We start from the raw sequence: 23,612 nt of genomic DNA on the forward strand, positions 1-23,612 counted from the left end.
GAGCAGACCAGCATGAGCGAATTCCAGACCATCCAGCTTGAGATCGACCCGCGCGGCGTAGCCACCCTGTGGCTGGACCGGGCGGAAAAGAACAACGCCTTCAATGCCGTCGTGATCGGCGAACTGTTGCAGGCCATCGATCGCGTCGGCAGCGACCCGCAGGTCCGCCTGCTGGTGCTGCGCGGCCGTGGCCGGCACTTCTGCGGCGGTGCCGACCTGGCCTGGATGCAGCAGTCGGTGGACCTCGACTACCAGGGCAACCTGGCCGACGCCCAGCGCATCGCCGAACTCATGACCCATCTCTACAACCTGCCCAAGCCGACCCTGGCGGTGGTCCAGGGCGCGGTGTTCGGCGGCGGGGTCGGCCTGGTCAGTTGCTGCGATATGGCCATCGGCAGCGACGACGCGACCTTCTGCCTGTCCGAGGTACGCATCGGCCTGATCCCGGCGACCATCGCCCCGTTCGTGGTCAAGGCCATCGGCCAGCGCGCCGCGCGGCGCTATTCGCTGACCGCCGAGCGCTTCGACGGACGCCGCGCCAGCGAACTGGGCCTGCTCAGCGAAAGCTGTCCCGCCGCCGAACTGGAAAGCCAGGCCGAGGCCTGGATCGCCAACCTGCTGCAAAACAGCCCGCGCGCCCTGGTCGCCTGCAAGGCGCTCTACCATGAGGTCGAGGCCGCCGAGCTGAGCCCGGCGCTGCGCCGCTACACCGAGGCGGCCATCGCCCGCATCCGCATCAGCCCGGAAGGCCAGGAAGGCCTGCGCGCCTTCCTGGAGAAACGCACGCCCGCCTGGAGAAACGACGCATGAACCCGGACTACCGCAGCATCCAGCGCCTCCTGGTCGCCAACCGCGGCGAGATCGCCTGCCGGGTGATGCGCAGCGCGCGCGCCCTCGGCATCGGCAGCGTCGCCGTGCACAGCGACATCGACCGCCACGCCCGCCACGTCGCCGAAGCCGACATCGCCGTCGACCTGGGCGGCGCCAAGCCCGTCGACAGCTACCTGCGCGGCGACAGGATCATCGCCGCCGCCCTCGCCAGCGGCGCCCAGGCGATCCACCCCGGCTACGGCTTCCTCTCGGAGAACGCCGACTTCGCCCGCGCCTGCGAGGAAGCCGGCCTGCTCTTCCTCGGACCGCCGGCGGCGGCCATCGACGCCATGGGCAGCAAGTCGGCCGCCAAGGCGCTGATGGAAGAAGCCGGCGTGCCGCTGGTGCCCGGCTATCACGGCGAAGCCCAGGACCTCGAGACTTTCCGCCGGGAAGCCGGGCGCATCGGCTACCCGGTGCTGCTCAAGGCCGCCGCTGGCGGCGGCGGCAAGGGCATGAAGGTGGTGGAGCGCGAGGCCGAGCTGGCCGAGGCCCTTTCCTCCGCCCAGCGCGAGGCCAAGGCCGCCTTCGGCGACGCGCGGATGCTGGTGGAGAAATACCTGCTGAAGCCGCGCCACGTGGAGATCCAGGTATTCGCCGACCGCCATGGCCACTGCCTGTACCTCAACGAACGCGACTGTTCGATCCAGCGCCGCCACCAGAAGGTCGTCGAGGAAGCCCCGCCCCCGGTCTCGGTGTGGAACTGCGCCGGGCCATGGGCGAGGCCGCGGTACGCGCGGCGCAGGCGATCGGCTACCTCGGCGCCGGTACCGTCGAATTCCTCCTCGACGAACGCGGCCAGTTCTTCTTCATGGAAATGAACACCCGCCTGCAGGTGGAACACCCGGTCACCGAGGCCATCACCGGCCTCGACCTGGTCGCCTGGCAGATCCGCGTCGCTCGCGGCGAGGCGCTGCCGCTGACACAGGAACAGGTGCCGCTGAACGGCCACGCCATCGAAGTGCGGCTCTACGCGGAAGACCCCGAGGGCGGCTTCCTCCCCGCCAGCGGCCGCCTGGCGCTGTACCGCGAAGCGCCCGCCGGCCCCGGCCGGCGGGTCGACAGCGGGGTACGCGAAGGCGACGAGGTCTCGCCGTTCTACGACCCGATGCTGGCCAAGCTGATCGCCTGGGGCGAAACCCGCGAGGAAGCCCGCCAGCGCCTGCTGGCGATGCTGGCGGAAACCTCGGTCGGCGGCCTGCGCACCAACCTGGCGTTCCTCCGCCGCATCCTCGGCCATCCGGCGTTCGCCGCCGCCGAACTGGACACCGGGTTCATCGCGCGCCACCAAGACGACCTGCTGCCGGCGCCGCAAGCGCTGCCGGAGCATTTCTGGCAAGCCGCCGCCGAAGCCTGGCTGCAGAGCGAACCGGGCCACCGTCGCGACGACGACCCGCATTCGCCGTGGAGCCGCAACGACGGCTGGCGCAGCGCCCTGGCGCGGGAGGCCGACCTGATGCTGCGCTGCCGCGACGAACGCCGCTGCGTCCGCCTGCGCCACGCCAGCCCCAGCCAGTATCGCCTGGACGGCGACGACCTGGTCAGCCGGGTGGACGGTGTCACCCGTCGCTCGGCGGCGTTGCGCCGCGGACGCCAGTTGTTCCTCGAATGGGAGGGCGAACTGCTGGCCATCGAAGCCGTCGACCCGATCGCCGAGGCCGAGGCCGCCCATGCCCACCAGGGCGGTTTGAGCGCGCCGATGAACGGCAGTATCGTGCGGGTCCTGGTCGAGCCCGGCCAGACGGTCGAAGCCGGCGCCACCCTGGTGGTGCTGGAGGCGATGAAGATGGAGCACAGCATCCGCGCGCCCCACGCCGGGGTAGTGAAGGCGCTGTATTGCAGCGAGGGCGAACTGGTCGAGGAAGGCACGCCGCTGGTGGAGCTGGACGAGAACCAGGCCTGACAGCCAAGACGAGGAACAGCATGAACCTGCCGAAGAAGGTCCGCCTGGTGGAGGTCGGTCCGCGCGACGGACTGCAGAACGAGAAACAGCCGATCGAGGTGGCCGACAAGATCCGCCTGGTCGATGACCTGAGCGCCGCCGGCCTGGACTACATCGAAGTGGGCAGCTTCGTCTCGCCCAAGTGGGTGCCGCAGATGGCCGGCTCGGCCGAGGTATTCGCCGGCATCCGCCAGCGTCCCGGCGTGACCTACGCGGCGCTGGCGCCGAACCTGAAAGGCTTCGAGGCGGCGCTGGAGTCGGGAGTGAAGGAAGTGGCGGTGTTCGCCGCCGCGTCGGAAGCCTTCTCCCAGCGCAACATCAACTGCTCGATCAAGGACAGCCTGGAGCGCTTCGTACCGGTGCTGGAGGCGGCGCGCCAGCACCAGGTGCGGGTGCGCGGCTACATTTCCTGCGTGCTCGGCTGTCCCTACGACGGCGATGTCGATCCGCGCCAGGTCGCCTGGGTCGCCCGCGAACTCCAGCAGATGGGCTGCTACGAAGTGTCCCTGGGCGACACCATCGGCGTCGGCACCGCCGGTGCCACCCGCCGGCTGATCGAGGCGGTGGCCAGCGAGGTTCCCCGCGAGCGCCTCGCCGGGCACTTCCACGACACCTACGGGCAGGCCCTGGCGAACATCTACGCCAGCCTGCTGGAAGGCGTCGCGGTATTCGACAGCTCGGTGGCCGGCCTCGGCGGTTGTCCCTACGCCAAGGGCGCCACCGGCAACGTCGCCAGCGAAGACGTCCTCTACCTGCTGAACGGCCTGGAGATCCATACCGGGGTCGACATGCACGCCCTGGTCGACGCCGGCCAGCGCATCTGCGCGGTGCTCGGCAAGAGCAACGGATCGCGAGCGGCGAAGGCGTTGCTGGCCAAGGCCTGAGAAGCGGCGGATAACCGCGGGCGGTTATCCGCCCTACCTGACATCACCCTCAGGCTCGGAGACTGCATCATCCACCCTGGGTGCCGTCATACCCCATCCGCCAACTGATAGCCCGAGTCGTCGCAAGCAGCCGTTCCGCCGCCGGCCCCTGCTCCTCGGCCTGGAAGATGCTCGCCGGGCCGACCACCGTGAGCACCGCCGCCACCCGCCCGCGGGCGTCGAACACCGGTGCCGAGAGCGCCTCCACCCCAGGCATCAGCAGCCCATGGATCGCATGCAGGCCGCGCGCGCGGATGCCCTCCAGGAGCACCGCGTAGGCCGCCGGGTCGGCCAGCGGATGGTCGGCGCGCCCGGCCAACTCTTCCTCGCGCAGCTCGGCCACCTCGCGTTCCGGCAGGAACGCGGCGAACACCAGGCCGGTGGACGAACCGAGCAGCGGCAGCACCGAGCCGACCTGGGTGACCACCGTCACCGCGCGCACCGCCTGTTCCACCTGTACCACGGTGGCGCCACGGTTGCCCCAGACGGCGAGGAAGCAGGTCTCGTTGAGCACGTCGCGCAGCTCGGCCAGCGGCGCGGCGGCGCTCTTCAGCACGTCCATGCTGTCCAGCGCCGCCAGGCCCACGCGCAGGGCCTCGCGCCCCAGCGAGTAATGATTGGTGGAGGCGTCCTGGACCGCGAAGCCGCTGGCGATCAATGCCTGCAGGTAGCGATGGACCTTGCTCGCCGGCATCCCCACATGCTCCGCCAGGCGCGACAGCGAGGTCGCCGGGGAGAGTTCGGCGAGGGCCTTGAGGATATCGGTACCGACTTCGGCGGAGCGGACCTTCTGCTTGCCGGAGGTTTCGGCGGGACTGCTGTTCTTTTCCATGGACGCGGGTTCCTGCGGGCGGGGCCGACGTTATAGCTTGACGCTGCCTTCCACTCAAATTACGTTATGCGTAATTGAATTACGATAAAAATAACGCAGCCAGCGTGCCAGGTCCCCGGCGGATCGGCGGCAAGCTGCCCCCACTCCCCGGAGGCCTCAGATGAACCTCGACTCCACTGCCCTCGCCTATCAATCGGGCTTCGGCAACGAATTCAGCAGCGAAGCGCTCCCCGGCGCCCTGCCGGTCGGCCAGAACTCCCCGCAGAAAGCGCCCTACGGCCTGTACGCCGAACTGCTCTCCGGCACCGCCTTCACCATGGCTCGCAGCGAGGCCCGGCGCACCTGGCTGTACCGCATCACGCCGTCGGCCAAGCATCCGCCGTTCCGCCGCCTGGAACGACAGATCGCCGGTGCCGAACTGGATGCGCCGACTCCCAACCGCCTGCGCTGGGACCCGCTGGCACTGCCCGAGCAGCCCACCGACTTCCTCGACGGCCTGCTGCGCATGGCCGCCAACGCGCCCGGCGACAAGCCCGCCGGCGTGAGCATCTACCAGTACCTGGCCAACCGCTCGATGGAGCGTTGCTTCTACGACGCCGATGGCGAACTGCTGCTGGTCCCGCAATTGGGCCGTCTGCGCCTGTGCACCGAACTCGGCGCGCTGCAAGTCGAACCGCTGGAGATCGCGGTGATCCCGCGCGGGATGAAGTTCCGCGTCGAGCTGCTCGACGGCGAGGCACGCGGCTATATCGCCGAGAACCACGGCGCGCCGCTGCGCCTGCCCGACCTCGGCCCGATCGGCAGCAATGGCCTGGCCAATCCGCGCGACTTCCTGACCCCGGTGGCGCGCTACGAGGACAGCCGCCAGCCGCTGCAACTGGTGCAGAAATACCTCGGCGAGCTGTGGGCCTGCGAGCTTGACCACTCGCCGCTGGACGTGGTCGCCTGGCACGGCAACAACGTGCCCTACAAGTACGACCTGCGCCGCTTCAACACCATCGGCACGGTCAGCTTCGACCACCCGGACCCGTCGATCTTCACCGTGCTGACCTCCCCCACCAGCGTCCCCGGCCTGGCCAACATCGACTTCGTGATCTTCCCGCCGCGCTGGATGGTGGCCGAGAACACCTTCCGTCCGCCATGGTTCCACCGCAACCTGATGAACGAATTCATGGGCCTGATCCAGGGCGCCTATGACGCCAAGGCCGGCGGCTTCGTGCCCGGCGGCGCCTCGCTGCACAGTTGCATGAGCGCCCACGGCCCGGACGCGGAAAGCTGCGACAAGGCCATCGCCGCCGACCTCAAGCCGCACAGGATCGACCAGACCATGGCCTTCATGTTCGAGACCAGCCAGGTCCTCCGGCCGAGCCGTGCCGCCCTCGAGACGCCGGCCCTGCAGAATGACTACGATGCCTGCTGGGCGTCGCTCGTATCCACCTTCAACCCGCAACGGAGATAACCCCATGAACCAGCCAACCCCCACTCGTAGCTGGGTCGCCTCCGCCAATGGGCATGCCGACTTTCCCCTGCAAAACCTGCCGCTGGGCATCTTCAGCCGTGCCGGCCTGAGCCCGCGTTGCGGCGTGGCCATCGGCGACTCGATCCTCGACCTGGACGCGGCGCTGGCCGCCGGGCTGTTCGAGGGTGCCGCCGGCGAAGCCGCCGAAGCCACCCGCGGCGGCGCGCTGAACGCCTTCTTCGCCCTCGGCAAGCCGGCCCGCGTGGTGCTGCGCCAGCGCCTGCTGGAGCTGCTCGGCGAAGGCGCCGCGGAGCGCCCGGAACTGCTCCATCCGGCCGCCGAGTGCCAAATGCACCTACCGGCCAGGATCGGCGACTACACCGACTTCTACGTCGGCATCCGCCATGCCGAGAACGTCGGCAAGCTGTTCCGCCCGGACAACCCACTGCTGCCCAACTACAAGCACGTGCCCATCGGCTACCACGGCCGCGCCTCGACCGTGCGCGTCTCCGGCAGCGAAGTGCGCCGGCCCAACGGCCAGACCCTGCCGGCCGGCGCCAGCGAGCCGGTGTTCGGCCCCTGCGCGCGCCTGGACTACGAACTGGAGCTGGGCATCTGGATCGGCCAGGGCAACGCCCTCGGCGAAGCCATCCCGGTTTCCCGCGCCGCCGAGCACATCGCCGGCTTCTGCCTGCTCAACGACTGGTCGGCGCGCGACATCCAGGCCTGGGAATACCAACCGCTCGGCCCGTTCCTGTCGAAGAGCTTCATCACCAGCGTCTCGCCCTGGGTGGTCACCGCCGAAGCCCTGGAGCCGTTCCGCCGTGCCCAGCCAGCGCGCCCCGAAGGCGACCCGCGGCCGCTGCCGTATCTCTACGACGACAACGACCAGGCCCACGGCGCCTTCGACATCGAGCTGGAGGTCCTGCTGCTCACCGAGGGCCTGCGCGAGAAAGGCCTGCCGCCGCAGCGCCTGACCCTGAGCAACAGCCTGAGCATGTACTGGACGGTGGCGCAGATGGTCGCCCACCACAGCGTCAATGGCTGCCAGTTGCAGCCCGGCGACCTGTTCGGCTCCGGCACCCTGTCCGGCGCCGAGCCCGGCCAGTTCGGCTCGCTGCTGGAGATCACCGCTGGCGGCAAGCAGCCGGTGCAACTGGCCTCCGGCGAGACCCGGCGCTTCCTCGAGGACGGCGACGAGGTCATCCTCCGCGCCCGCTGCAAGCGCGAGGGACATGTCTCGATCGGTTTCGGCGAATGTCGCGGCAAGGTGCTCGCGGCCCTTCCGGGGGCGCGCGGATGAAGCTCTATACCTACTACCGTTCCACCTCCTCCTACCGGGTGCGCATCGCCCTGGCGCTGAAGGGGCTGGACTACCAGTCGCTGCCGGTCAACCTGATCCGCGACGGCGGCGAACACCGCCAACCCGCCTACCTGGCGCTCAACCCGCAGGGCCGCGTACCGGCCCTGCAGGTCGACGAGGGCGAGCTGCTGATCCAGTCGCCGGCGATCATCGAGTACCTCGAGGAGCGCTACCCGCACCCCGCCCTGCTCTCCAGCGATCCGCTGCGCCGCGCCCGCGAGCGCGGAGTCGCGGCGCTGGTCGGCTGCGACATCCACCCGTTGCACAACGCCAGCGTGCTCAACCTGCTGCGCCAGTGGGGACACGACGAAGAGCAGGTCCGGCAGTGGATCGGCCACTGGGTCGGCCAGGGTCTCGCCGCCGTCGAGCAACTGATCGGCGACCAGGGTTGGTGCTTCGGCGACCGGCCAGGCCTGGCCGACGTCTACCTGGTCCCGCAGCTCTACGCCGCCGAGCGCTTCGGCGTGGCGCTGGACGCCTGGCCACGGATCCGCCGGGTCGCCGACCTGGCCGCCGCCCATCCGGCGTTCCGCCAGGCCCATCCGGCCAACCAGCCGGACACCCCGGCCGCCTGAGGGACCGCAGAGTCCCGCTCCTGAAGATAAAGGGGGGCGTCCGCCGGACGCCCCATCACCAATAAGAACCTCAGGTACCTTGCGATGCACAACCAGATCGCCAGCTTTCGCGCGGCGCTCGACGCGCGCCCCGTGTCCCGCTACCAGTGGCTGTTGCTGCTGCTCCTCGCCCTGTTGCTGGTCACCGATGGCTACGATGCCCAGGTGCTCGGCTACGTGGTGCCGACCCTGGCCCAGGAATGGGGCCTGGACAAGGCCGCGTTCGGCCCGGTGTTCAGCGCCAACCTGTTCGGCCTGACCGTCGGTTCGCTGCTGGTGACGCCGCTGGCGGACCGCTTCGGCATCCGCCGGGTGCTGCTCTGCTGCGTGCTGATCTACGCCAGCCTGACCGTCCTGATGGTCTTCGCCGGTTCCCTGGAAAGCCTGATGCTGGCGCGCTTCGTCTGCGGCATCGGAATGGGCGGGGCGATGCCCAGCGCCATGGCGCTGATGGCCGAGTATTCGCCACCGCGCCTGCGTACCCTGATGGTCACCCTGGCGGCCTGCGGTTTCTCCTTCGGCGGCGCCGCCGGCGGTTTCGTCGCCGCCGCCTTCATGGACGGCTTCGGCTGGCAGGCGGTGTTCCTCGCCGGCGGCGTCACCCCGTTGCTGCTGTTCCCCTTCCTCCTCCTGTTCCTGCCGGAGTCGCTGCCGCGCCTGCTCCGCGACGCACCGCCCTATGCCCGCCTACGCCAGCTCAGCGAGCGCATGGCGCCGGGCTGGCAGCCGCCGCCGGCACAAGCCGACGCCGAGCCGGCGGCGAGCCTGACCGTGCTGGAGCTGTTCCGCCACGGTTACGCGCGGCCGACCCTGCTGCTCTGGGCGACCTTCTTCGTCAGCCTGATCCTGCTCTACTTCATGGTCAGCTGGCTGCCCTCGCTGCTCCAGGAAAGCGGCCTGACACGCAATGCGGCGAACCTGGCGACCTCGATGTTCCTCTTCGCCGGCACCCTCGGCGCGATGCTCCTGGCCTGGCTCGCCGACCGCCTGCGCAGCAAGGTCCGCCTGCTGGCGGCGATTCTCGCCGGCGCCGCGCTGTTCACCCTGCTCCTCGGCCTCAACCACGACCAGCCGCGCTGGCTGCTGGCGTTCGTCTTCGCCGCCGGCTTCTGCATCATCGGCGGGCAGTTGACCCTGAACGCCTTCGCCAGCAACTTCTACCCGGCCCAGGTACGCGCCACCGGCACCGGCTGGGCGCTGGGCGTGGGCCGCTTCGGTTCGATCCTCGGCCCACTGTTCGGCAGCCTGCTGCTGGGCATGCACATATCCGTGGAGAACATCTTCATGCTTGCGGCGATTCCCGCCGGGCTCGCCGCGCTACTGATCCTCCAGGTCCGCTCGCCCGCCGCCCAGGCGCAGCGGGAAAGCGCCGCCGCGCTGGCCGTCGAGGAATCCTGAGCCTTCACCGCGAGCGGCTTCCCGGCTACAGTGGCGGCCCGTTTCGCCGTCCGCCGCAGGAGCCGCCGATGAACGACGCCGACAGCCTCCAGGATTACCAACGCGTACGCCAGCAGGCGATCCGTTCGCTGTTCGAGATCGTCGAAGGCTCCAGCGAAGGCACGGTGATCGTCGACCGCGAGGCCCGCATCGTCTGGATCAACCAGCGCTACGCCCAGCGTTTCGGCCTCGCCGACCCGGCGCAGGCTATCGGCCGGCCCTGCGAAAGCGTGATCCCCGGTAGCCTGCTGCGCGAGGTGGTAGGCAGCGGCAAGCCGATCCTGCTGGACATGATGGATAGCGCGAAGGACCCGCTGGTGGTGATGCGCCTGCCGATCCACGACGACGCCGGCGAAGTGATCGGCGCCATCGGCTTCGCCCTGCTCGACGAACTGCGTTCGCTGTCGCCGCTGGTGACCCGCTACCTGAGCATGCAGCGCGAACTGGCCTCGACCCGCTCGCAATTGCAGGCGCGCCAGGCCAAGTACAGCTTCAGCCACTTCGTCGGTACCAGTCCGGCCAGCCTGGAAGTCAAGCGCCGCGCCCGTCGTGGCGCGGCCAGCGAAGCGCCGGTGCTGTTGCTCGGCGAGACCGGCACCGGCAAGGAACTGCTCGCCCACGCCATCCACAGCGCTTCGCCGCGGGCGCACAAGGCCTTCGTCAGCGTGAACGCCGCGGCGATCCCGGAAAGCCTGCTGGAGGCCGAATTCTTCGGTACCGCCCCGGGGGCCTTCACCGGTGCCGAGCGCAAGGGCCGGCCAGGCAAGTTGCAGGTGGCCCAGGGCGGCACGTTGTTCCTCGACGAGATCGGCGACATGCCGCTGGCCTTGCAAGGCAAGCTGTTGCGCGTGCTACAGGAGAAAGAGTTCGAAGCGGTGGGTTCCAACGAAGTGATCCGCAGCGACATCCGCCTGGTCGCCGCCACTTCCATCGACCTGCAGCAGGCGATGCGCGAAGGCCGTTTCCGCGCTGACCTCTACTACCGACTGAACGTCCTGCCGATCGAGATCCCGCCGTTGCGCCAGCGCCTGGACGACCTCCCGGCGCTCTGCGAGTCGATCCTCGACAGCCTCGACCACGGCCGTCTCCACGAACTCGGCGGCGACGCCCTGGCGCTGCTCGCCCGGCATGCCTGGCCGGGCAACGTCCGCGAACTGCGCAACGTGCTGGAACGCGCGCTGCTGCTGGCCGACCAACCGTTGCTGGACGCCGCCGCCCTCGGCGCGGCGCTGGGCCCCCTGCAACCGCTGCCGGAGCTGCCTCGAGCGGCGGACGACAGGCCGGTCGGGGATTTCCAACAGGCCCGCGAAGCCTTCGAGCGCGACCTGATCGGACGGGCCCTGGCGCAGAGTGCCGGCAATGTGGTGGAAGCGGCGAAACGCCTGGGCCTGGGTCGCTCGACCCTGTACAAGAAGATCATGGCGCTGGGCATGCGTCTCGATAACGGGACCCATCTCTAAATAGAGACGAACTGAGATCTGCATAGCCACGGAACTTTCGCTCGATTACGTCTCCATTTTGAGACAACGCTATTCCCCACGCTCCCCTTCGTCTCGCCGCAGCCCGCGAAAACCGCGATTCTGGGGCCTGGCACGGTTATCGCAATGTGCCTTTCCGACGGCCCTGCCCCGTTCCAGGCCGTCACGCCGGTGCCCGCACCGTTCGACAACAAGAAACAGGCCCGGAGCGCCCTTCCCCATGCGGAGCGCGCCCCGCAGCGCCGTGGAGATATGCCCGATGAGCGTGATCATCGCCCTTGCCGCCCTGGGCCTGCTGATGCTGGCCGCCTACCGCGGCTACAGCGTCATCCTGTTCGCCCCCCTCGCCGCCCTCGGCGCCGTCCTGCTCACCGATCCCAGCGCGGTCGCGCCGACCTTCACCGGGGTGTTCATGGAGAAGATGGTCGGTTTCATCAAGCTCTACTTCCCGGTTTTCCTGCTTGGCGCGGTGTTCGGCAAGCTGATCGAGCTGGCCGGCTTCTCCCGCTCCATCGTCGCGGCGGCGATCCGCCTGCTCGGCACCCGCCAGGCGATGCTGGCGATCGTACTGGTCTGCGCGCTGCTCACCTACGGCGGCGTCTCGCTGTTCGTGGTGGTGTTCGCGGTCTACCCGTTCGCCGCGGAGATGTTCCGCCAGAGCGACATCCCCAAGCGATTGATTCCGGCGACCATCGCCCTCGGCGCGTTTTCCTTCACCATGGACGCGCTGCCCGGCACCCCGCAGATCCAGAACATCATCCCCTCGACCTTCTTCGGCACCCACGCCTGGGCCGCGCCCTGGCTCGGCACCCTCGGCGCGCTGTTCGTCTTCGCCGTGGGCATGCTCTACCTGCGACGCCAGGCGAACAAGGCGCGGCGCAACGGCGAAGGCTACGGCAGCGACCTGCGCAACGAGCCGGAGACCGCCGATGACCTGCGCCTGCCGAATCCCTGGCTGGCGCTCTCGCCGCTGGTGCTGGTCGGGGTCGCCAACCTGCTGTTCACCCACTGGATCCCGCAATGGTACGGCCAGGTCCATACCCTGCAACTGGCCGGCATGGCCACGCCGTTGCAGACCGAGGTCGGCAAGCTCACCGCGATCTGGGCAGTGCAGGCGGCCCTGCTGCTGGGCATCCTGCTGGTGCTGGCGAGCGGTTTCGCGGCGATCCGCAGCCGCCTCGCCGAAGGCACCCGCAGCGCGGTGGCCGGCTCGCTGCTGGCGGCGATGAACACCGCCTCGGAATACGGCTTCGGCGCGGTGATCGCCTCGCTGCCGGGTTTCCTGGTGCTGGCCGACGCGCTCAAGAGCATTCCCAATCCGCTGGTCAACGAAGCGATCACCGTCACCCTGCTGGCCGGCATCACCGGTTCCGCGTCGGGCGGCATGAGCATCGCCCTGGCGGCGATGTCCGATACCTTCATCGCCGCCGCCAACGCCGCGCAGATCCCCCTGGAAGTCCTCCACCGGGTCGCCGCCATGGCCAGCGGAGGGATGGATACCCTGCCGCACAACGGCGCGGTGATCACCCTCCTGGCGGTCACCGGCCTGACCCATCGGGAGGCGTACAAGGACATTTTCGGTATTACCCTGATCAAGACCCTGGCGGTGTTCTTCGTCATCGGGCTGTTCTACGCCACCGGCCTGGTCTGATCCGCCCTTTTTTCATCCAGCGGGAGAAACAGCATGACCCTGAAAGGCAAGACCGCCCTGGTCACCGGTTCCACCAGCGGCATCGGCCTGGGCATCGCCCTGAGCCTGGCCGAGGCCGGCGCCGACCTGCTCCTCAACGGCTTCGGCGAGGTCGACGCGGCACTGGCGCAGGTCCGCGCCCGCGGCGTGCGCGCAGAGCACCACCCGGCCGACCTCTCCAGCCCGGAGCAGATCGCCGAACTGATGGCCTTCGCCGAGCGGACCTTCGGCGGCGTCGACATCCTCGTCAACAACGCCGGCATCCAGTACGTGGCGCCGGTGCAGGAATTCCCCACGGAACGCTGGGACGCGATCATCGCGATCAACCTGTCCTCAGTGTTCCATACCACCCGCCTGGCCCTGCCGGGCATGCTCGCGCGCGGCTGGGGGCGGATCGTCAACATCGCCTCGACCCACGGCCTGGTCGCCTCGGCCGGGAAGAGCGCCTACGTCGCCGCCAAGCATGGCGTGCTCGGCCTGACCAAGAGTGTGGCGCTGGAAACGGCGCGCACGCCGGTGACCTGCAACGCCATCTGCCCCGGCTGGGTGCTGACCCCGCTGGTGCAGAAGCAGATCGACGCGCGCATCGCCGAGGGCGTCTCGCCCGAACAGGCGGAACATGACCTGCTGGCGGAAAAGCAACCCTCGCTGGCCTTCGTCACCCCCGAGCAACTCGGCGGACTGACGCTGTTCCTTTGCAGCGAAGCCGCCGACCAGGTGCGCGGCGCGGCCTGGAACATGGATGGCGGCTGGGTGGCGCAGTAGCCGGGGCGGCCAGCCTCTCCCCAGACCCTCTCCCTGAAGGGAGAGGGAACCATCCGGAGTTCGCCCGCCCCATTGCGTAGGGCGGATAACGCCACAGGCGTTATCCGCCGTTACCTCGTTTCCCGGCGCGGCTACCCTCTCCCCAACCTTCGCCCTTCAGGGAGAGGAAGTTATCGGGGCCAGGTCGGTCCGCCGACGCGCTACGGCATCACCGGCGGGATGTACGCCAGGGTGCTGCCCAGGGCCCAGAGCAGCACCAGCACCAGCGGGATGTGCACCAGCAACTGGACGAACGAGAAGCCGATCAGGTCGCGCGCCTTCAGCCCCAGCACGCCGAGTAACGGCAGCATGTAGAACGGGTTGATCAGGTTCGGCAGCGCCTCGGCGGCGTTGTAGATCTGCACCGCCCAGCCGAGGTGGTATTGCAGCTCGTTGGCCACCTGCATCACGTACGGCGCCTCGATGATCCACTTGCCGCCGCCGGAGGGAATGAAGAAGCCCAGCACCGCCGAGTACACGCCCATCAGCAGCGCGTAGGTGTCGTGGGAGGCGATCTGTACGAAGAAGGTCGAGATATGGTGGGCCAGGGTCTCGCCGTCGCTGCCGTTGACCGTGGTCATGATCGCCGCGATCGAGCCGTACAGCGGGAACTGGATCAGCACCCCGGTGGTGGTCGGCACCGCGCGCGCCACCGCGTCGAGGAAGCTGCGCGGGCGCCAGTGCAGCAACGCGCCGAGCATCAGGAACAGCAGGTTATAGGTGTTCAACCCGGAGATCGCCAGGATCGCCGGCTTGGTCGAGAACTCGTGGACCAGCCAGCCGCCGGCCAGCAGTACCAGCAGGATGATCAGCAACGGGCTGTGCTCCAGCCACTCGCCGGGCCGGGTCGGCGCCAGCCTGGCCGGAGCGGTGAAGCTCACGTCGACCCCGCAATCCTTGGCGTCGCGGGCGCTGGCGGCGCTCGGCGCGGTCATGTAGGCGATCACCAGCGAGACCAGGATCAGCGCCAGCAGCATGACCCCGGACTGCCAGAGGAAGATGGTCTCGGTGAACGGGATCACCCCGGTGATCGCCAGGATCGACGGTGGCAGGCTGGCCGGGTTGGCCTGCAACTGCGCGGCCGACGACGACAGGCCCAGCGCCCACACCGCGCCCAGCCCGAGGTAGGCCGCGGCGCCGGCGGCGCGATAGTCCATGCGCAGGTCGCTGCGGCGCGCCAGGGCGCGTACCAGCAGGCCGCCGAAGACCAGGCTGAGGCCCCAGTTGAGCAGCGAGGCGAGCATCGACACCAGCGCCACCCAGCAGACCGCCGAGCGGCCATTCTTCGGCACCCGCGCGAGCAGGTCGATGAGACGCGAGGCGGGGCCTGAACTGGCCACCACATAGCCGCCGATGACCACGAAGGCCATCTGCATGGTGAACGGGATCAGGCTCCAGAAACCGTCGCCGAAGGCTTTCGCCGTGGCGGTCGGTCCGGCGCCCATGGCCAGCGCGGCCAGGCTGACGATGAGGATGGCCAGGGCGGCGAACACCCAGGAGTCGGGAAACCAGCGCTCGGCCCAGTTCGAGCACCGCATGGCGAAGCGCGCGGAGCGGCTTTCTTGGATGGGAAGGATAGCGGTCATCGCGGATTCTCTCGGTTTTATTGTTATTCGGCGACTACGGGGCCGCCTGTGTGTGCTACGGCTCCCTGGGCACCCGGCCGTCCCGAGGGGCGGAACGGTACGGGGCCGGTCGGACGGTCAAGGCCGTCCGCCGCTCGTTCCCTGGACACGAGCGCGCCATGCCCCCGCGAAAGGACATGGCGCGATCACGCCGCGAGCGGCAGGTCGATGGATCAGTCGCGGGCCAGGGTCAGGGCGACGCCCTGCCCGCCGCCGATGCACAGGGTGGCAAGGCCCTTCTTCGCGTCGCGACGGATCATCTCGTGCAGCAGGGTCACCAGCACCCGGCAGCCGGACGCGCCGATCGGGTGGCCAAGGGCGATGGCGCCGCCGTTGACGTTGACCCTGGCGGCATCCCAGCCCAGTTCCCGACCCACCGCCAGGGACTGCGCGGCGAAGGCCTCGTTGGCCTCGATCAGGTCCAGTTGCTCCAGGCTCCAGCCGGCCTTGTCGAGCGCGCGACGGGTGGCGGAGACCGGGCCGATGCCCATGATCGCCGGGTCGACCCCGGCGCTGGCGTAGCTGGCGATCCGCGCCAGCACCGGCAGGCCCAGGGCCTTGGCCTTGGCCGCGCTCATCAGCAATACCGCGGCGGCGCCGTCGTTGAGGCTGGAGGCGTTGCCGGCGGTGACGCTGCCGTCCTTCCTGAAGGCCGGCTTGAGCTTGGCCAGGGCCTCGACGGTGGTGCCGGCGCGCGGCTGCTCGTCGGTATCGAAGCTCAGCGGCTCGCCCTTGCGCTGCGGGACCTGGATCGGCGTGATCTCGTCGCGGAAGCGCCCGCCCTCGATGGCGGCGATGGCCTTCTGCTGCGAAGCGGCGGCGAAGGCGTCCTGCTCCTCGCGGGTCAGGCCGTACTTCTCCGCCAGGTTCTCGGCGGTGATGCCCATGTGGTAGTCGTTGAAGGCGTCCCACAGGCCGTCCTCGATCATGCTGTCGACCAGCTTCGCATGGCCCATGCGCAGGCCGGTGCGGGCGCCGGGCATGACGTAGGGCGCCAGGCTCATGTTCTCCTGGCCGCCGGCGACGATCACCTCGGCGTCGCCGCAGCGGATCGCCTGGGCGCCCAGGTGCAGGGCCTTGAGGCCGGAGCCGCAGACCTTGTTCAGGGTCATGGCCGGCACGCCGACCGGCAGGCCGGCCTTGATCGCCGCCTGGCGCGCCGGGTTCTGCCCGGACCCGGCGGTGAGCACCTGGCCGAGGATCACTTCGTCGACCTGGCCGGCATCGAGACCGGTCTGTTCGAGCAGGCGGCGGATCACCGCGGCGCCCAGCTCGGGGGCGGGAATGCCGGCCAGCGAGCCCTGGAAGCTGCCGACGGCGGTACGGGTAGCGGCGACGATGACGACGTCTTGCATGGATGGTTCTCCTGGATTCGCCCGTGGCCGGGCCGAATCGCTGCGGGTGGACGTAGACGGTGCGACAGCCTCCTATCCTACGCCCTCTGGAAAGAACGGTCCGCGCGGCCGGCGCCTTGCGTGGAGGCGCCGGCCGCGCGGGCCGCGATTCAGAAACTCATTTCCGGCACGTGCTCGGGGACGATCAGCTTGCCGGCGGTCTTCGCCACGATCTCCTCGACGCTGACCCCGGGGGCGCGCTCGCGGAGGATGAAGGCGCCGTCCTCGATCTCCAGGTAGGCCAGGTCGGTGAGCACCTTGCGAATGCAGCCGCAACCGGTCAGCGGCAGGGTGCAGTACGGCAGCAGCTTGGACTCGCCGTCCTTGGAGGCGTGGGTCATGGTGACGATGATGTTCTCGGCGCCGGCCACCAGATCCATGGCGCCGCCCATGCCCTTGACCAGCTTGCCGGGGATCATCCAGGAGGCGATGTTGCCGCGCACGTCCACCTCGAAGGCACCGAGCACGGTGAGGTCGACGTGGCCGCCACGGATCATGGCGAAGGACTGCGCCGAGTCGAAGATCGACGCGCCGACGCGGGCGGTCACGGTCTGCTTGCCGGCGTTGATCATGTCGGCGTCGACTTCCGCCTCGCTGGGGAACGCGCCCATGCCGAGCAGGCCGTTCTCCGACTGGAGCATGACGTCGATGCCTTCCGGCACGTAGTTGGCCACCAGGGTCGGGATGCCGATGCCGAGGTTGACGTAGTAGCCGTCCTTCAATTCGCGCGCCACGCGCTGCGCCATCTGTTCGCGGGTAAGTGCCATCTGGGGAAACCTCTTGTCGTTGTAGCGGCCGCCGTCAGGCGCGCAGCGTGCGTTTCTCGATGCGTTTCTCGAAGCGACCCTGGATGATCCGGTCGACGTAGATGCCGGGGGTGTGGATCTGCGTCGGGTCCAGTTCGCCGGGCTCGACGATCTCCTCCACCTCGACCACCGTGATGCGCCCGGCGGTGGCGACCAGCGGGTTGAAGTTCTGCGCGGTGTGGCGATAGACGACGTTGCCGAAATGATCGGCCTTCCAGCCCTTGACGATGGCGAAGTCGCCGGTGATGGCCGGTTCGAGGATGTAGTGGCGGCCATTGAACTCGCGCGCCTCCTTGCCCTCGGCGACCGGGGTGCCGTAGCCGGTGGCGGTGAAGAAGGCCGGGATGCCGGCGCCGCCGGCGCGGATCTTCTCGGCCAGCGAGCCTTGCGGGGTCAGTTCGACTTCCAGCTCGCCACTGAGCAGTTGTTGCTCGAACAGGGCGTTCTCGCCGACGTAGGAGGCGATCATCTTGCGGATCTGCCGGTCTTCCAGCAGCACGCCGAGGCCGAAACCGTCGACGCCGCAGTTGTTCGAGACCACCGTGAGGTCCCTGACCCCGCGCCGGCGGATTTCCGCGATCAGGTTCTCGGGAATCCCGCAGAGGCCGAAGCCCCCGGCGAGGACGGTCATGCCGTCGGTCAGGCCTTCGAGGGCCTCTTCGTAACTGCCTACTCGCTTGTCGAGTCCGCTCATGCTGCTGTGCCTCTTCCGGCTCTTGTGATTGTGCGTGCGGCAGTCTGACTGCCGGGTCGCACAGAGCTTCTCCGCTGCGGACTGATTTGTTAAGTTTGTTTTTCCAATCCATTGATGAGAAAAACAAATAAATGACCGTCAAGCAGTTGCGCGCCTTCCTCGCCGTGGCGCAGAGCCTCAGCTTCGCCCAGGCCGGCGAACGCCTGCACCTCTCCCAGCCGGCCCTGAGCCTGGCGATCAAGAGCCTGGAGGAAAGCCTCGGCGGTCCGCTGCTGGAACGTACCACCCGCAGCGTCAGCCTCACCCCCGAGGGCGAGACCCTGCTGCCGCTGGCGCTGCGCCTGCTGGCCGACTGGGACAATACCGAGGAATTGCTGCGCCAGCACTTCACCCTGCAACTGGGCAAGGTCTCCATCGCCGCCATGCCCTCCTTCGCCGGCAACCTGCTGCCGCTGGTCTTGAAGACCTTTCGCGAACGCCACCCGCGGGTCAACGTGGCGGTGCACGACGTGATCAACGAGCAGGTGCTGGAGATGGTCCGCAACCGACGCGTCGAGCTGGGCATCGCCTTCGAGCCGGAGTCCCTGGAAAACCTCGAGTTCACCCCGTTCTACAGCGACCGCTTCGTCGCCGTGGTGCCGACCGGCTCGCCGCTGTCCGGGCAGGAGCGGATCAGTTGGCGCGAACTGCTCGGCGAGCCCTTCATCACCCTGCAACGCCCCTCGGCGGTGCGCCTGCTCCTGGAAGAAAGCGTGGCCGCCGAGCACGGTCGCTTGCCGGTGGCGTTCGAGAGCCACCAACTGGTCACGGTCGGGCGGATGGTCGCCCAGGGACTCGGTGTCAGCGCCGTGCCGACCCTGTGCATCCAGCAGATGCAGGAACTCGGCGCGCGCTGCCTGCCGCTCTACGCGCCGCAGGTGCAGCGACGGGTCGGCCTGCTGCGGCTGAGCGAGCACAAGCTGTCCACCGCCGCCCAGGCCCTCAGCGACGTGCTGCTGCATGGCACCGACTGGCGCTCGCTGGCGCTGCCGCAGGACCAGTCCACGGAGTGAGGCAGGCAGCGGCGGGTCCGGTTATGCTTCCTGCATGTCCCGGAACAACAACAAGGACGGACACGCCATGCCCGCACCGCTCTGGAGCCCTTCCGCCGAACGCATCGCCGCCAGTCGCATGGAGGCCTTCCGACGCTTCGTCAACCAGCGGCACGCCCTCGGCCTGGTCGACTACCCGGCGCTGCATGCCTGGAGCGTGCAGCGGCGCGAGGCGTTCTGGCAGGCCATCGTCGACTTCTTCGAGGTGCGCTTCCAGCAACCGCCGCGTGCGGTCCTCGAGGAAGGCGCGCAGATGCCCTCGGCGCGCTGGTTCCCCGGCGCCACGCTGAATTTCGCCGAACACCTGCTGCGCCGCCGCGATGATGCCCCGGCGCTGATCGCGGTGAGCGAAGACGGTCGCCGCGAGGTGCTCAGCCACGCCGAACTGGCCCGTCACGTGGCGGGCCTGCAGAAGCGCCTCGCCGCCCTGGGCATAGGCCCCGGCGACCGGGTCGCCGCGCTGATGCCGAACACCTGGCAGACCGTGGTCGGCATGCTCGCCACCGCCAGCCTCGGCGCGACCTGGTCGAGCTGCTCGCCGGACTTCGGTACCCAGGGTGTGATCGACCGCTTCGGCCAGATCGAACCGCGCGTGCTGATCGCCTGCGCCGGCTACCGCTACGCCGGCAAGTCGCTGGACCTGACCGCCAAGCTCAACGAGGTGCTCGCCGGCCTGCCCGGCCTGGAGCAACTGCTGGTGGTGCCCTACGACCGTCCGCAGGCGCAGCCGCAGGACTACCGCTGCCAGGCGCAGGTCGCGCTGTGGGACGGGTTCTACCAGGCCGAGGGCGAGCCGGTCTTCACCCCGGTGCCCTTCGAGCAGCCGCTGTACATCCTCTATTCGTCGGGCACCACCGGAGTCCCCAAGTGCATCGTCCATGCCACCGGCGGCGTGCTCCTGCAACATCTCAAGGAGCACGGCCTGCACACCGACCTGGGCGACGGCGACCGGCTGTTCTACTACACCACCTGCGGCTGGATGATGTGGAACTGGCTGGCCTCCGGTCTGGCGGTGGGCGCCAGCCTGGTGCTCTACGACGGCTCGCCGTTCCACCCCGGCCCCGAGCGCCTGCTGGACCTCATCGACGCCGAGGACATCGCCGTGTTCGGCGCCAGCGCCAAGTACCTGGCGGCGCTCGAGAAGGCCGGCGTGCGCCCGCGCCACAGCCACCGCCTGGACAGCCTGAGGACACTGCTCTCCACCGGTTCGCCGCTGGCCCACGAAAGCTTCGACTACGTCTACCGCGAGCTGAAGAGCGACCTCTGCCTGTCGTCGATCTCCGGCGGCACCGACATCGTTTCCTGCTTCGCCATCGGCAACCCGGTGCTGCCGGTGTGGCGCGGCGAACTGCAATGCAAGGCGCTGGGCATGGCCGTGGAAATCTGGGACGACGACGGCCGCCGCCTCGCCAGCGGCAAGGGCGAGCTGGTCTGCACCCGGCATTTCCCGTCGATCCCGCTGGGCTTCTGGAACGACCCGGATGGCACCAGGTTCCACGACGCCTACTTCGCCAGCTTTCCCGGCGTCTGGGCCCATGGCGACTACGCCGAGGAAACCGTCCACGGCGGGCTGGTCATCCACGGCCGCTCCGACGCGGTGCTCAATCCCGGCGGCGTGCGCATCGGCACCGCGGAAATCTACCGCCAGGTGGAAAAGGTCGAGGAAGTCCTCGAGTCCATCGCCATCGGCCAGGACTGGCAGGGCGATGTGCGTGTGCTGCTGTTCGTCCGCCTGCGCGACGGCGTGCGACTCAACGAGCCGCTGCGCGAACGCATCCGCCAGACCATCCGCGCCAACGCCACGCCGCGCCACGTACCGGCGAAGATCATCCAGGTCGCCGATATCCCGCGCACCCTGAGCGGCAAGATCGTCGAGCTTGCGGTGCGCAACGTGATCCACGGCCGCCCGGTGAAGAACACCGACGCCCTGGCCAACCCGCAGGCGCTGGAGCTTTATCGCGACCTCGCCGAACTGCGCGACTGAAGCCACGGCGAGCCTGGGCTAGAATGCGCGTTCCGTGCTACCGCAAAAGGTAATCCCATGCCCGTCGCCATGGCCCGCCACATCCTGGTCAAGACCGAAGCCGAGGCCGCCCAACTGAAGCAGCGCCTGGCCAAGGGCGAGGACTTCGCCACGCTGGCGAAGAAGCATTCGACCTGCCCGTCCGGCAAGCGCGGCGGCGACCTCGGCGAGGTGCGCCCGGGGCAGATGGTCAGGTCCATCGACAATGCCATCTTCAGGAAACCCGTTGGCGTGCTCCAGGGTCCGCTGAAGAGCCAGTTCGGCTACCATCTCCTGGAAGTGTATTTCCGCGACTGAACCGCCACCGGAGCGTCCATGACCGCCGACCAGATCGCCGCCTTCTGCCTGCAACTGCCCGGCGCCCGGGAAGACCTCAAGTGGGGTTCGAACCGGGTGTTCTCGGTGGCCGGCAACAAGATGTTCGCCATCCTCGACTTCGTCGACAAGGACGGCGGCCTGGCCTTCAAGGTCGGCAGCGAGCTGTTCCTCGGCTATGTCGACCGCCCCGGCATCCGTCCGGCGCCCTACCTGGCGCGCGCGCACTGGATCGTCATGGCCCGCCCCTACCCGATGAAGGCGGCGGAGTTGCGCGAGGCCCTGGTCCGTTCCCATCAACTGGTGGTGGCGCGCCTGCCCAAGCGCCAGCGCCTCGGCCTGGTACTCGACGCATGAGTCGCGACCGTCTGTACACCTGGGCCGGCCTGTGGCGCTCGCCGTCGTCCAGCTGGGAGGCCCTGCGCCTGGAGGACGACCAGGCGGAAAGCCAGTTGCGCGCGCCGGACGAACGCAGCGGCCTGCCCTACCAATTGGACTACCGGCTGCGCTGGGACGCCGACTGGCATCTGCGTGAGGCGGTGTTCCACGTCGAAAGCGAAACCGGGGTGCGCAAGCTGCACCTGCTCGCCGATGGCCGCGGCCACTGGCAGGACGGCGACGGCGAAGCGCTACCGGCATTCGACGGTTGCCTGGACATCGATATTTGGCCAAGCCCCTTCACCAACACCTTCCCGATCCGCCGCCTGGGCCTGGCCGATGGCCAGCGCGCGGAAATCCGCGCGCTCTACATCGAGGCCCCGGCCCTGGAGCCGCGTAGCATGCGCCAGGCATACACCCGTCTGGACGCCAGCCACTACCTCTACGAGAACCTCGAAGGCAGCGCGTTCAAAGCGGTACTGCTGGTGGACGAACAGGGCCTGGTGATCGATTACCCGGGTCTCTTCCAGCGTCTCTGAACGCGCTAGCGCCGGGCACCGCGCGTCGCCGATAGCCCGGCGAATCCGTTAGCCTGCTTTCATTCGTCATCTGCAACGGTCATCATGGCGGACCGCGACAACCCACTGCGACCGCGTTTCCCACATGTCCGTCGATATCCGCCCCACCCCGCCGGCGCAGGACAGCGCCCGGCAGAACGTCACCCTGCAGATCGTCTCGGTGGTGATGTTCACCTTCATCGGCTACCTGACCATCGGCATCCCGCTGGCGGTGCTGCCCGGCTACGTGCACGACGACCTCGGCTACGGCTCGGTGCTGGCCGGCCTGGTGATCAGCCTGCAGTACCTCGCCACCCTGCTCGCCCGGCCCTACGCCGGGCGCGTCATCGACGGCCTCGGGCCGAAGCGCGCGGTGCTCTACGGCATGGCCGGCAGCGCCGCGAGCGGGCTGTTCATGCTGCTCTCGGTGGCGATCCAGGGCTGGCCGGCGCTGAGCCTGGCCAGCCTGCTGGTCGGCCGCCTGGTACTCGGCGCGGCGGAAAGCCTGGTCGGCTCGGCGGCGATCGGCTGGGGCATCGGCCGGGTCGGCGCGCCGCACACCGCCAAGGTGATTTCCTGGAACGGCATCGCCAGCTACGGCGCCATCGCCCTCGGGGCGCCGCTAGGGGTGCTGCTGGTGCAGTGGCTGGGGCTGTGGAGCATGGGCGCGTCCATCGTCCTGCTCGGGGCGCTCGGCTTCGCCCTGGCCTGGCCGAAGTTGCCGGCGCCGCTGGTGCACGGCGAGCGACTGCCGTTCCAGCATGTGCTCGGCCGGGTCACCCCGCACGGTATGGGCCTGGCGCTGGGGGCGATCGGCTTCGGCACCATCGCCACCTTCATCACCCTTTATTACGCCAGCCGTGGCTGGGCCAACGCAGTGCTCTGCCTGAGTGCCTTCGGCGGTTGCTTCATCGGCGCCCGGCTGTTGTTCGCCAATAGCATCAACCGGCTCGGCGGCTTCCGCGTGGCGATCATCTGCCTCGGCGTCGAAAGCCTCGGCCTGCTGTTGCTGTGGAGCGCGCCGAATCCCTGGGTCGGCCTGGCCGGCGCGGCGCTCACCGGCTTCGGCTTCTCCCTGGTGTTCCCGGCGTTCGGCGTGGAAGCGGTGAACCTGGTACCGGCTTCCAACCGTGGCGCGGCGCTGGGCGCCTACTCGCTGTTCGTCGACCTGTCGCTGGGCATCACCGGGCCGCTGGTGGGCTTCGTCGCCAACCTGTTCGGCTTCCGCTCGATGTTCCTCTTCGCCTGCCTGGCCTCGCTCGGCGGGCTGGCCCTGGCCGTCGCACTGCACCGGCGCAGCCGCCGGCCCGTCTAGGG

Annotated in this window: 20 protein-coding genes and 1 pseudogene; 16 read left to right on the forward strand and 5 right to left on the reverse strand. The window is 69.0% G+C overall.

Annotation, left to right across the window (positions count from 1 at the left end; translation table 11 throughout):
• Positions 1 to 12 precede the first annotated feature (12 nt).
• The 3 genes and pseudogenes from AT700_RS15070 (at position 13) to liuE (ending at position 3,696) form a co-directional block, all read left to right on the forward strand.
• Entirely contained in the window at positions 13 to 810 is a 798-nt protein-coding gene (locus tag AT700_RS15070; protein ID WP_003450449.1) for a gamma-carboxygeranoyl-CoA hydratase, read from the forward strand.
• Positions 807 to 2,773: pseudogene (gene liuD / locus AT700_RS15075) on the forward strand (methylcrotonyl-CoA carboxylase subunit alpha). Before AT700_RS15070 ends, liuD begins: the two are co-directional and overlap by 4 nt.
• A 20-nt stretch (positions 2,774 to 2,793) precedes the next feature.
• The gene (gene liuE / locus AT700_RS15080) at positions 2,794 to 3,696 is read left to right on the forward strand and encodes a bifunctional 3-hydroxy-3-isohexenylglutaryl-CoA lyase/hydroxymethylglutaryl-CoA lyase (RefSeq protein WP_003100393.1); all 903 of its coding nucleotides are present in this window, start codon (positions 2,794 to 2,796) and stop codon (positions 3,694 to 3,696) included.
• A 67-nt stretch (positions 3,697 to 3,763) separates the two neighbouring features.
• Here the strand turns inward: liuE and AT700_RS15085 are convergent, their stop codons facing one another.
• On the reverse strand, positions 3,764 to 4,567 hold the full coding sequence (locus AT700_RS15085) for an IclR family transcriptional regulator (protein ID WP_003111362.1): 804 nt from the start codon (positions 4,565 to 4,567) through the stop codon (positions 3,764 to 3,766).
• Between the two features lie 160 nt (positions 4,568 to 4,727).
• On the opposite strand from AT700_RS15085, the gene hmgA reads away from it, so the two are divergent.
• From hmgA to bdhA, 7 genes are all read left to right on the forward strand, one after another.
• A complete protein-coding gene (hmgA, locus tag AT700_RS15090) occupies positions 4,728 to 6,026 on the forward strand; it encodes a homogentisate 1,2-dioxygenase (protein ID WP_003100397.1) in 1,299 nt (432 codons plus the stop codon).
• Between the two features lie 4 nt (positions 6,027 to 6,030).
• Entirely contained in the window at positions 6,031 to 7,329 is a 1,299-nt protein-coding gene (gene fahA, locus AT700_RS15095) for a fumarylacetoacetase (protein WP_047689738.1), read from the forward strand.
• Entirely contained in the window at positions 7,326 to 7,964 is a 639-nt protein-coding gene (gene maiA, locus AT700_RS15100) for a maleylacetoacetate isomerase (protein ID WP_047689741.1), read from the forward strand. Before fahA ends, maiA begins: the two co-directional genes overlap by 4 nt.
• 84 nt (positions 7,965 to 8,048) lie before the next feature.
• Positions 8,049 to 9,401, forward strand: a complete 1,353-nt coding sequence (locus AT700_RS15105) for an MFS transporter (protein ID WP_003088580.1) — start codon at positions 8,049 to 8,051, stop codon at positions 9,399 to 9,401.
• Between the two features lie 68 nt (positions 9,402 to 9,469).
• Positions 9,470 to 10,900, forward strand: coding sequence for a sigma-54-dependent transcriptional regulator HbcR (gene hbcR / locus AT700_RS15110; RefSeq protein ID WP_003124729.1), 1,431 nt, complete (start codon positions 9,470 to 9,472; stop codon positions 10,898 to 10,900).
• 277 nt (positions 10,901 to 11,177) lie between these two features.
• A complete protein-coding gene (locus AT700_RS15115) occupies positions 11,178 to 12,569 on the forward strand; it encodes a GntP family permease (RefSeq protein WP_003124730.1) in 1,392 nt (463 codons plus the stop codon).
• 33 nt (positions 12,570 to 12,602) lie between these two features.
• Complete coding sequence (bdhA, locus tag AT700_RS15120) at positions 12,603 to 13,373, forward strand: 3-hydroxybutyrate dehydrogenase (RefSeq protein WP_023116593.1); 771 nt, start codon at positions 12,603 to 12,605, stop codon at positions 13,371 to 13,373.
• Between the two features lie 200 nt (positions 13,374 to 13,573).
• On the opposite strand, the gene AT700_RS15125 is transcribed toward bdhA, so the two are convergent.
• From AT700_RS15125 to AT700_RS15140, 4 genes are all read right to left on the reverse strand, one after another.
• On the reverse strand, positions 13,574 to 14,998 hold the full coding sequence (locus AT700_RS15125) for a short-chain fatty acid transporter (protein ID WP_003088572.1): 1,425 nt from the start codon (positions 14,996 to 14,998) through the stop codon (positions 13,574 to 13,576).
• 212 nt (positions 14,999 to 15,210) lie between these two features.
• Positions 15,211 to 16,392, reverse strand: coding sequence for an acetyl-CoA C-acetyltransferase (locus tag AT700_RS15130; RefSeq protein WP_003121716.1), 1,182 nt, complete (start codon positions 16,390 to 16,392; stop codon positions 15,211 to 15,213).
• Between the two features lie 149 nt (positions 16,393 to 16,541).
• Positions 16,542 to 17,198, reverse strand: coding sequence for a CoA transferase subunit B (locus AT700_RS15135; RefSeq protein WP_003088567.1), 657 nt, complete (start codon positions 17,196 to 17,198; stop codon positions 16,542 to 16,544).
• A 34-nt stretch (positions 17,199 to 17,232) separates the two neighbouring features.
• Positions 17,233 to 17,931: a CoA transferase subunit A gene (locus AT700_RS15140; protein ID WP_003088566.1), complete on the reverse strand. Its 699-nt coding sequence runs from the start codon at positions 17,929 to 17,931 to the stop codon at positions 17,233 to 17,235.
• A 131-nt stretch (positions 17,932 to 18,062) separates the two neighbouring features.
• On the opposite strand from AT700_RS15140, the gene AT700_RS15145 reads away from it, so the two are divergent.
• The 6 genes from AT700_RS15145 to AT700_RS15170 all read left to right on the forward strand — a co-directional run bounded on the left by AT700_RS15145 (position 18,063) and on the right by AT700_RS15170 (position 23,610).
• Positions 18,063 to 18,983: a LysR family transcriptional regulator gene (locus AT700_RS15145; protein ID WP_003088564.1), complete on the forward strand. Its 921-nt coding sequence runs from the start codon at positions 18,063 to 18,065 to the stop codon at positions 18,981 to 18,983.
• A gap of 67 nt (positions 18,984 to 19,050) precedes the next feature.
• A complete protein-coding gene (locus AT700_RS15150; RefSeq protein ID WP_023105375.1) occupies positions 19,051 to 21,006 on the forward strand; it encodes an acetoacetate--CoA ligase in 1,956 nt (651 codons plus the stop codon).
• A gap of 57 nt (positions 21,007 to 21,063) precedes the next feature.
• A complete protein-coding gene (locus tag AT700_RS15155) occupies positions 21,064 to 21,342 on the forward strand; it encodes a peptidylprolyl isomerase (RefSeq protein ID WP_003088559.1) in 279 nt (92 codons plus the stop codon).
• Positions 21,343 to 21,360: 18 nt separating this feature from the next.
• Entirely contained in the window at positions 21,361 to 21,717 is a 357-nt protein-coding gene (locus AT700_RS15160) for an MmcQ/YjbR family DNA-binding protein (RefSeq protein WP_003111913.1), read from the forward strand.
• Positions 21,714 to 22,277, forward strand: coding sequence for a putative glycolipid-binding domain-containing protein (locus AT700_RS15165; RefSeq protein ID WP_003088555.1), 564 nt, complete (start codon positions 21,714 to 21,716; stop codon positions 22,275 to 22,277). The genes AT700_RS15160 and AT700_RS15165 overlap by 4 nt, the downstream gene beginning before the upstream one ends.
• A gap of 124 nt (positions 22,278 to 22,401) precedes the next feature.
• Entirely contained in the window at positions 22,402 to 23,610 is a 1,209-nt protein-coding gene (locus tag AT700_RS15170) for an MFS transporter (protein WP_047689757.1), read from the forward strand.
• Positions 23,611 to 23,612 lie beyond the last annotated feature (2 nt).

It is taken from the genome of Pseudomonas aeruginosa (assembly GCF_001457615.1).
Lineage (GTDB): Bacteria > Pseudomonadota > Gammaproteobacteria > Pseudomonadales > Pseudomonadaceae > Pseudomonas > Pseudomonas aeruginosa.

Excerpts from the sequence above, each read along its gene's own strand:
- fahA (WP_047689738.1), top strand. The coding sequence starts at position 6,031 with ATGAACCAGCCAACCCCCACTCGTAGCTGGGTCGCCTCCGCCAATGGG.
- AT700_RS15150 (WP_023105375.1), top strand. The coding sequence starts at position 19,051 with ATGCCCGCACCGCTCTGGAGCCCTTCCGCCGAACGCATCGCCGCCAGT.
- hmgA (WP_003100397.1), top strand. The coding sequence starts at position 4,728 with ATGAACCTCGACTCCACTGCCCTCGCCTATCAATCGGGCTTCGGCAAC.
- AT700_RS15125 (WP_003088572.1), bottom strand. The coding sequence starts at position 14,998 with ATGACCGCTATCCTTCCCATCCAAGAAAGCCGCTCCGCGCGCTTCGCC.
- bdhA (WP_023116593.1), top strand. The coding sequence starts at position 12,603 with ATGACCCTGAAAGGCAAGACCGCCCTGGTCACCGGTTCCACCAGCGGC.
- AT700_RS15115 (WP_003124730.1), top strand. The coding sequence starts at position 11,178 with ATGAGCGTGATCATCGCCCTTGCCGCCCTGGGCCTGCTGATGCTGGCC.
- AT700_RS15165 (WP_003088555.1), top strand. The coding sequence starts at position 21,714 with ATGAGTCGCGACCGTCTGTACACCTGGGCCGGCCTGTGGCGCTCGCCG.
- AT700_RS15105 (WP_003088580.1), top strand. The coding sequence starts at position 8,049 with ATGCACAACCAGATCGCCAGCTTTCGCGCGGCGCTCGACGCGCGCCCC.
- AT700_RS15170 (WP_047689757.1), top strand. The coding sequence starts at position 22,402 with ATGTCCGTCGATATCCGCCCCACCCCGCCGGCGCAGGACAGCGCCCGG.
- AT700_RS15130 (WP_003121716.1), bottom strand. The coding sequence starts at position 16,392 with ATGCAAGACGTCGTCATCGTCGCCGCTACCCGTACCGCCGTCGGCAGC.
- hbcR (WP_003124729.1), top strand. The coding sequence starts at position 9,470 with ATGAACGACGCCGACAGCCTCCAGGATTACCAACGCGTACGCCAGCAG.
- AT700_RS15140 (WP_003088566.1), bottom strand. The coding sequence starts at position 17,931 with ATGAGCGGACTCGACAAGCGAGTAGGCAGTTACGAAGAGGCCCTCGAA.
- liuE (WP_003100393.1), top strand. The coding sequence starts at position 2,794 with ATGAACCTGCCGAAGAAGGTCCGCCTGGTGGAGGTCGGTCCGCGCGAC.
- AT700_RS15145 (WP_003088564.1), top strand. The coding sequence starts at position 18,063 with ATGACCGTCAAGCAGTTGCGCGCCTTCCTCGCCGTGGCGCAGAGCCTC.
- AT700_RS15085 (WP_003111362.1), bottom strand. The coding sequence starts at position 4,567 with ATGGAAAAGAACAGCAGTCCCGCCGAAACCTCCGGCAAGCAGAAGGTC.
- AT700_RS15155 (WP_003088559.1), top strand. The coding sequence starts at position 21,064 with ATGCCCGTCGCCATGGCCCGCCACATCCTGGTCAAGACCGAAGCCGAG.
- AT700_RS15160 (WP_003111913.1), top strand. The coding sequence starts at position 21,361 with ATGACCGCCGACCAGATCGCCGCCTTCTGCCTGCAACTGCCCGGCGCC.
- AT700_RS15070 (WP_003450449.1), top strand. The coding sequence starts at position 13 with ATGAGCGAATTCCAGACCATCCAGCTTGAGATCGACCCGCGCGGCGTA.
- AT700_RS15135 (WP_003088567.1), bottom strand. The coding sequence starts at position 17,198 with ATGGCACTTACCCGCGAACAGATGGCGCAGCGCGTGGCGCGCGAATTG.
- maiA (WP_047689741.1), top strand. The coding sequence starts at position 7,326 with ATGAAGCTCTATACCTACTACCGTTCCACCTCCTCCTACCGGGTGCGC.